Genomic DNA, 7749 nt, shown 5'->3' on the forward strand with positions numbered 1-7749 from the left:
CTATGGGTGATGTGGCCCCGGTCCGCGAACTCCCATACGGGCCCGCAGCCATGTGCTGCATCAGAGGCCGGACAGATGGCAGCACCCGACTACGCACCACCCTCACAAATCGCTTGCACCTGAAGGGGCGTCCACAGATGGTTAGCGGATATCAAGGTCGGAAATAGGGCAGCGACATGCCCGCTTCTTTTAGAACTGCTTCGTATCGAGATTGCACCGCGAGCAGCCGCTCGATGATGTCGTTGACCGTCGCCTCGCGTTCATGGGGATCAATCTCGGCGCGAGCTCGCTCTAGGTCGGCAATCAGAATGTGCAGACTGTCGCCCTGGAAAACTACGCCCGAATATGCGCGTCCCGGCAAGTGGACAACGGCGTAGTTCGTCGGATCAGAAAGCAGCTTCACGTCGTTCATGGTCAACTCCCGAGCGACGATGCTGATCGAAGGCGCTAACGTCCGCAATGGGTCGTTTCCGGACGTCTGCAGCGATCCGCGTCCGAATGTCCGCAACGGGTGGATTACTGCCGCTGGCCTTTCCTTCGTCACCCCGGGCTTGACCCGGGGTCCCGCTTCTTCTGTTCTTGAAGCATGCACCAATGAATGGAAGGTCGCGCTGGTCGAGCGCAGCAATCCGGAATGGCACGACCTGTACGATCAGATTCTCTGACGCTGGCCAAAGAATCAGAAGAAGCGGGACCCCGGCTCAAGGCCGGGGTGACGAAGACGGTAGCGCTCTCCCGTTTTTGATGTCGCAATGGATGGTAGCGGATGTTAGCTTCCCGCCTCATAAACCACGAACCGTGCCACGTCCGTCGATGCCATAGCGCGGGCAAGTTCGCTCTCACGATAACCAGGCATGGTGCTGAGCCAGTTGACGAACTCCTGACACCCCTGAGCTTCTATCGGGAAGACGCCGGCCGGTTCCGAGGCTTCCGTGAAGAGGAAATACAGAACATCCGCGCCCCACGGACCACTGTCGTCGGTTTGAACGATTACTTTTTGCAGTTCGCCGATGGGAAGCCGATGGGTGGTGTCAGTGCCATCGCTTGTGGCGATGTAGTCCCCGTCGAAGAGGACGCTCCACTTGGCGAGCGGGGAATTGTTCCAATTACGGAGTTTGTCTCGCAACCAGCCAATCATCTGCGCGAGCGTATGCGGCAGCCTCAATGTCCGCAACGGGTCGGTTGCTGCCCCTCCGAGCAGCGCGTCGACAAATGCCGGCAAAGGTCGAAACTGGGCTTTGCCCCTCTCCCCTTGCGGGAGAGGGGTGAGGGGCCAGAGCGAAGCGCAGCGAGCGTGGATTCCTCGTCCCCCTCACCCTCCCAAGCCTGACGGCTTGGGCCCCTCCCTCTCCCGCAAGGGGAGAGGGGCTGCCCGGGTCACCCCCGCCCCGGCACCTCATCCGCCAGCGGATGCCGCGCATTTACCAGTTCCACCAGCCGGCGCGAATCCACATGCGTGTAGATTTGCGTCGTCGCGATGTCGGCGTGGCCCAGCATCGCCTGGAGCGCACGCAGGTCGGCGCCGCCTTCCAGCAGGTGCGTCGCGAACGCGTGGCGCAGGCCATGTGGGCCGACGCGATCCGGCGGCACGCCCGCCGCCGCAGCGAGGGCCTTGACGATCTGGAACAGCCGTACTCGGCTCAGATGCTTCTTGCCGGACGGGAACAGCCACGGCTGGTCCTGCGGCACCAGCGTTCGCCAGCGCGCGACGGCGGCGCGGGCGCGGTCGGAGATCGGGACCAGCCGCTCGCGCCCGCCCTTGCCCTTCAGGATGATGAATGGCCGGTCGCTGGCGATCACCCCGCGCGGCAGCGACACCAGCTCCGTCGCGCGCAGGCCGGAGCCGTAGAGCAATTCGATCAGCGCCGAGAGACGAATATCGGCCAGCGGCGGATGCGTGGTCGCCAGCCGCCGCTCGATCTCCGCGAACAGCCGGTCCACGTCGCTGCGGTCGAGCACCTTGGGCAGCGGCCGCGCCCCGCCCGGACGCGGCAGCGCCTTGCCCGGATCGTCGGGGCGGAATCCTTCCTCCTGCAGGAATGCGAAAAAGCGCCGAAGCGCCGCCGATTTCCGCGCCACCGTCGATCGGGCAAGGGGCATCCATTGTTCGGCAACCCGCCCGATCGCCGTCTCGTCCGCCGCCGCCAGCCCGCCTGCCAGCAGCTCCGACGCCTGCTCCAGATCGGTGCGGTAGGCGAGGATCGTATTGCGCGCGGCCCCGGCCTCGGCCGCCAGCATCTCCAGGAACCGCTCGATCAGCTCCCGGTCGCCGCTCACGCGCGGGTGATGGCTTCGGCGGCGATCATCCGCGCCTCGGGCTCTCGCCCGACCCGGCGCAGCGCCGAGACGATGTGCATCAGATAGGCCGGGTGCACCGCCTTCCACGACAGGGTCTGCATGCCCGCCGCCGCGATCAGCGCAACCGTGCCGGTCTCGTTCTCCGCCGCCGCGCGGTCGATCGCGCGCGTCCAGCTGTTCTGCAGGCCCAGCGGCAGCTTGTGTTCGGTCGCGAGGCTCTGCGCATCCTCGGCCGAGATGCGGCCGAGCCCGGCCAGCGCTGCGACCAGGAACGCGCCCTTGCGGCTGCCTTCGTCCTGCTCGCCGACATAGGCGCCGGCGCGCCGTGCGCTGATCGTGACCGCACGTCCGGGCGCTCCGACCGCCAGCAGCGCCCAGCCGTCGTCGCCATCGTCCAGCTGATCGGCGACCGCGCCCCATTTCGACGCCGGATCGTCCAGCCCCGCCGTCAGCATCGCCGCGATCAGGTTGCGCGCATCGTCGGCATAATCCTCGCTCGGCGCGATCCGTGCCGCCGCCCGCGCGGTCAGCACCAGCCGGGCGTATTTCTCCATGTCGGTCTTGGGCTCCGACCAGAGCGTCCGCAGCGCCTCGACCCGCTCGGCCGGATCGTCGGCCGAATAGGCGTTGCGCAGCCGGAAGCCGGGCGTCTCCTCGATCGTATCCGGGTCCGCTTCGTCATAGGCGCGCCCGATCAGGTCGACATAGGCGGCGTTGGACAGCACGCCCAGGCTCGCCGCCCAGCTGGCCGGCACCAGCCGGTCTTCGGTCGAGATCATCGGCGCGCGATACTGCCATGCCTCGACATGCGGGCCGACCGTGTCGAACAGCGCCGCCGGGATCGGCACGTTGACTGCATTGGCGAGGCCGAAGCGCCACGCCGTCAGATTGTCGACGCCCGTCCATTCGATGTTGATCGCGCGCCGTCCACCGCCCGCGCCGACCACTTTCTCGGCCAGCAGCAGGTCGATGCCGCGTGCGCGGCTGCGATGGCGCGCCGCGTCGATGATCGCGCCGGCGGTGCCGTTGTCGCCGGACAGCGCCGCGCACATCGCGCGCACCAGGTCCCAGCTGGTCTGGTCGGCGCTGGCGGGCACATGGTCGGTCAGCGGGCACATCGCCGCCGGATCGGCGGTGGCGAGCGCGGTCTGCTGGGCGATATCGAACATCTTCGGGCTGAATCGGTCGACATCGACGCCCGCGACCAGCAGCCGCGCGGGATCGGCCTCGCCCATCCGCAGCAACAGCCAGGCGCGCTCCGCTACCCAGTCGGCGCCGTCGACTCCGGCTGGCGTCGGCGCGCGGGTCAGAAGCACGCGGCGCAGCAGGATCTGCGCCCAGCGCGACGCGATCGGCGCCTTGATGTCGCGCATCAGCGCCGAGGCGAAGCGGCCGTCGACATTGCCCCATTCGTCGGCACCATAGCCGCCATTGGCCGGCGTCAGCACGCCCACCAGGTCGGGGTCGCGGCGCGCCGCCTCCGGCAGGTCGTACGGATCGGCCTCGGCTGTCTCGGTTTCGTCGGCGGGAAGCTCCTCCTCGCCGGTCGCCTGCTGGTCCTCGGCCGTCAGCGGCAGCTCGGCACCCGGTGCCGGCGGCGTCGCGCCCGGCTGCGGGGCCGGCTGGCCCGGAGGGGGTGGCGTCGGCTGCGCAACCGGCACGTCGCCAAAGCCGGGCGGCAGCAGCGATTCGGGCGCCTGGTCCTGCCCCAGCGCCGGGATCGCGACGGCGGCGAGCGCGGCGGCCAGCGCCGCCCCGCCGAGCAGCCGCCTACTTGCCCAATTTCTCATTGGGGATCGTCTTCTCGACATGGGTCAGCGGTTTCTCGGCATTGACGCCTGAGAGATACCAGAGCCCGCCGCCGACGAGCACGATGAGGATGAGGATGATGACAGCCGAACGCGACATGACGCCGGGCTAGCAGAGGGGCGCCAGCCGGGCAACGCTTCAGGCCGGCGTGCCGGCGCCGCGCCCGAAAATTCCGGCAAGCGCGGTTCGTGCAGCTGGTGGTGCTGCCGGGATCCCGTTCGGTTCTCGCGAACGCGTCCCGCCACGCTGAACCGCCCTTTCGTGCGCGGATGTGGGACGGCTGGCGCGGCGCTGCATAGGCGATCATCCGCTTGATGCGCGAGGACGGGCAGGAGAACGGGCCGCGCCGTCCGGATCCGGAGCTCCGGGTGCGGCGCAACGTCACCGGCCTGGTCCGCATCCCCGCCTCGGCGATCGGCATGATCGAATCCGAAGGCTCATTTGTCCGCATCTATGTCGGGGAACGCACCTACCCCCCCCTCCGGGCCTTGGAGGGGCGATTGGGGGTGGGGAACGCACCTACCCCCACCGCCCCTCCCTCCGTGCCTTGGAGGAGGGGTTGGGGGTGGGGGGCGTTCGCGTACATCGTGCCCGACTAATTCGCGTTGGCGCGATCCGGGAGATTCGGCGCAGCAAGCTCGGCGCGCCGCAGATTCTGCTGGCGGACGGACGCGTGCTCCGGCCGCGTCTACGCGAAGGCGTCGCGGCAAAGGCTGACGATCACGGCATAAGAAAAGGGCCCCACCGCAGCGGAGCCCCCTGTTTCAAAGCTCTGGGAGCCTTACCGCCAGCCGAAAAAGCCGCCGATCAGTTCCCACATGCCCCGCCCGTTCGGCTGCGGCCTTTTCACCGTTTTCTTCGCCATAACGTCTCCCTTGCACAACAGGGCACGCGATTCGCAGCCCTATGTTAAGGTTAACGTTGCATTTACGATATGACAACCCGGACCCGATCCGGCGCGGAATCGGCATCGAGCAGGGCCAGAAGATCGGCAAACGGAACCGGCCGGCTGAGCAGGTATCCCTGGGCGATGTCGCAGCCCAGCCGTTGCAGCAGGCGCAGCACGCCCTCGTCCTCCACACCCTCGGCAACCACATGGCGGCCGAGCCTGTGCGCCATCTCAAGCGTGGCGCGCACCAGGATCAGGTTGTCGCCGTTGCGGTCGAGGTCGGTGATGAAGGTGCGGTCGATCTTGACCTCGTGCGACGGCAGGCGGGCAAGATATTCGAGCGTCGCGTTGCCGGTGCCATAGTCGTCGATCGACAGCTTCACCCCGGTCGCGACCAGCCGCTGCATCGTCTCGATGCTGCCGGGCACGCTCAGCAACTCGCCGGTTTCGGTGATCTCAAGCGTCACGTCGCCGGGCGCCACGCCATGTCCGGCGAGCGCCTCCGACAGCCGCTCGACCAGATCGGCTTCCTCGAGCAGCTTGGGCGACAGATTGACCGAAACGCCCAGATCGTGCCCTGTCGCCTGCAGCGATGCGAGATCGGCCAGCGCCCGGTCGAGCACGAAATAAGTGAGCGCCGCGATCTTGTTGTGCTCTTCCGCGGCCGCGATGAACTGATCGGGGCTGAGCGGGCCGACAGTCGGGTGATTCCACCGCACCAGCGCTTCCATGCCGACAATCCGCCGGGTCGAGAGCGACACCTTGGGCTGATAGGCAACCCAGAGCTCGCCGCTCGCTATCGCGAAATCGAGCCGCCCCATCAGCGACAGCTGCCAGGCGGCGGCGTGCGAACGCTGCGGGTCGTAGAGCTTCCAGATCTCGTTCGCGCGCGCAGCCTCTTCTGCGCAGAGCGTCGCGCTGGCGACGCGGCTCTTCAGCGGCCGATCGATGCTGCCGTCGATGCCGAAGGCGGTGAGCAGGTCGACGCTGCGGTCGCCAAGCTGGATCGGCTGGGCAAGCAGCTTGTGAAGCCCGCGAATATGCTGGAACAGCTCGTCGCTGACCGGCTGGGTCGACGTCCAGTAAAGACCGTCTTCGCCGTGATACAGGCGGTCCGCATCGCCCGCGACGCGCACCCGTCGTTCGATCTCGTTGATCAGGGTGCGCTCGACGTCGTTCGGGAAGCTGGCGAGAATCTCGGCCTGGTTGCGAAGCTTGAGCGCGACGATGATCGCCGGCTCGCCCGCTTCTTCCACCAGGGCCACCAGGTTCGGCAGGTCCGACGCCGGATTCGTGCGCCGCGTCGTCTCGACCCGCGCAAGGCTGAACCCGCGATAGGCAATGATCGAAAACAGCACGACGGCGGGAAAGACGTCGACCTCGATCACGTGAGAAGCGAGGAAGATCGGCAGGATCGCGAACATCGCGAGCGCGACGGCGATCGTCAGCAGCCGCGTCGTTTGCCGGCGCGCGAGCAGGAACAGGCAGGACAGCGCGACCGCGCAGCCGAATGGCGGCAGCCATCCCCAATCGTGAGGCGTGCCGGACAGAAGCGTTTCCGCGCCGATCACATGAAAATAGACGCCCGCAAACCGGCCCTGGAACAGGATCGGATACACGTCACGCAAGGTTGGCGAGGTCGGGCCGACCACCACGTCCTTGCCGACAAGTGCGCCCTTCGGCAGCTTGCCGTCGATCACGTCGACAAAGCTGTAGGTCGGTACCGTCCTCATCTGGATCGACCAGTCTGGCCGGTAGTAACCTTCCTCCGTTGCCGGAGCGCGAGCAATCTCGCTGGAGATCGACGGCACCAGCCTGCCCTGGAAACGATCGGCGAAAGTCAGCTTCGCCGACAGCATGAAAGGCGTATTGCCGCCATTCAGCGACCGGTAGGAAGCGACCTTGCGAAACTCCGGGCGCGGCAGCGTCTCCACCCGTCCCTCGATCGCCGCCGGCGGGCTGATCGCGCCCAGGAACACGCGGCCGGGATGCCGTGCGAGCGCGGCCGCGAAGGCGGCATCGGCGCCGGGATTGGTCTCGTCTGCGTAGACGCGGTCGAAGAACACGCGGCGCGCGCCGGCCGCGAACAGCGAATCGACCAGCTTTGCGTCGATGCGGCGCGAAAAGGAGAAGCCGCCAAAGCGTTCGCCGGTGCGGTCGTCGACGCCGACCACGACGATCTCGCCGCTGGCCGGACGGCTGCGCAACGTATCGCGCGCGGCCTTCAGCATATCGTCCAGCGGCTCGCCTGCTTCGAGCAGCCCAAGCACGACGCAGATCGCCAGCGCCCAGAGCAGGATGCGCAGCCGCGGCTTCGAGCGGGCGGCATCGCGCAACGAGAGCAGGTCGCCGCTCATCCGACGTGCCTCGACCAGAGCAGCGCCGAGGGTCCGAAAAAGGCGACCTCGCCGGACCAGCGCTCTTCGACCCACGCACGCAAAAGCGTCAGCTCGCCGAGCGAAGGGTATTGGACGCGGGCGACATTGCCGCTGATGCCGGTGATCAGAAACGCTTCCGTCTCGCCCAGCGCAAGGACCGGCAGCTCGAACGACGACAGTTCGTCCCACGCCGCCGTGACGAAGCTCACCGCCAGCTGCGTCGCCGCGAGCTGCAGTTCTGCCAGCGCCGCGAAGCCGTCGAGGAAACCATCCGTGTCGCTGCGCCCATGCGCTTCGAGCAACAGCTTCAGCCCGCGCGCGACATGGTCGCCGCAGGGCCCAACCGACGGCGCAAGCGGTCTCGGGACAGACATG

8 protein-coding genes are annotated in these 7749 nt (G+C 67.4%); 1 reads left to right on the forward strand and 7 read right to left on the reverse strand.

Features of this window, described 5'->3' with window-relative positions:
- Positions 1 to 151: 151 nt before the first annotated feature.
- Positions 152 to 412, reverse strand: a complete 261-nt coding sequence (locus tag VFT73_RS08460) for a DUF6959 family protein (RefSeq protein WP_326409837.1) — start codon at positions 410 to 412, stop codon at positions 152 to 154.
- Between the two features lie 19 nt (positions 413 to 431).
- Between VFT73_RS08460 and VFT73_RS08465 the strand changes: the two genes are divergently transcribed.
- Positions 432 to 665, forward strand: coding sequence for a hypothetical protein (locus VFT73_RS08465; RefSeq protein WP_326409839.1), 234 nt, complete (start codon positions 432 to 434; stop codon positions 663 to 665).
- 104 nt (positions 666 to 769) lie between these two features.
- Here VFT73_RS08465 and VFT73_RS08470 read toward each other — a convergent pair whose 3' ends face one another.
- The 6 genes from VFT73_RS08470 to VFT73_RS08495 form a co-directional block, all read right to left on the reverse strand.
- On the reverse strand, positions 770 to 1222 hold the full coding sequence (locus VFT73_RS08470) for a hypothetical protein (RefSeq protein ID WP_326409841.1): 453 nt from the start codon (positions 1220 to 1222) through the stop codon (positions 770 to 772).
- A gap of 155 nt (positions 1223 to 1377) precedes the next feature.
- Positions 1378 to 2277, reverse strand: a complete 900-nt coding sequence (locus tag VFT73_RS08475; RefSeq protein ID WP_326409843.1) for a tyrosine-type recombinase/integrase — start codon at positions 2275 to 2277, stop codon at positions 1378 to 1380.
- Positions 2274 to 4088, reverse strand: a complete 1815-nt coding sequence (locus VFT73_RS08480; protein ID WP_326409845.1) for a hypothetical protein — start codon at positions 4086 to 4088, stop codon at positions 2274 to 2276. Before VFT73_RS08480 ends, VFT73_RS08475 begins: the two co-directional genes overlap by 4 nt.
- The gene (locus VFT73_RS08485; protein WP_326409847.1) at positions 4069 to 4206 is read right to left on the reverse strand and encodes a hypothetical protein; all 138 of its coding nucleotides are present in this window, start codon (positions 4204 to 4206) and stop codon (positions 4069 to 4071) included. Before VFT73_RS08485 ends, VFT73_RS08480 begins: the two co-directional genes overlap by 20 nt.
- 828 nt (positions 4207 to 5034) lie before the next feature.
- Complete coding sequence (locus tag VFT73_RS08490; RefSeq protein WP_326409849.1) at positions 5035 to 7353, reverse strand: EAL domain-containing protein; 2319 nt, start codon at positions 7351 to 7353, stop codon at positions 5035 to 5037.
- A partial coding sequence (locus tag VFT73_RS08495) for a hypothetical protein (protein ID WP_326409851.1) occupies positions 7350 to 7749 on the reverse strand: 400 nt, incomplete at its 5' end. The genes VFT73_RS08490 and VFT73_RS08495, both read right to left, overlap by 4 nt.

Source organism: Sphingomonas sp., assembly GCF_035758555.1.
Classification (GTDB): Bacteria; Pseudomonadota; Alphaproteobacteria; order Sphingomonadales; family Sphingomonadaceae; genus Sphingomonas_B.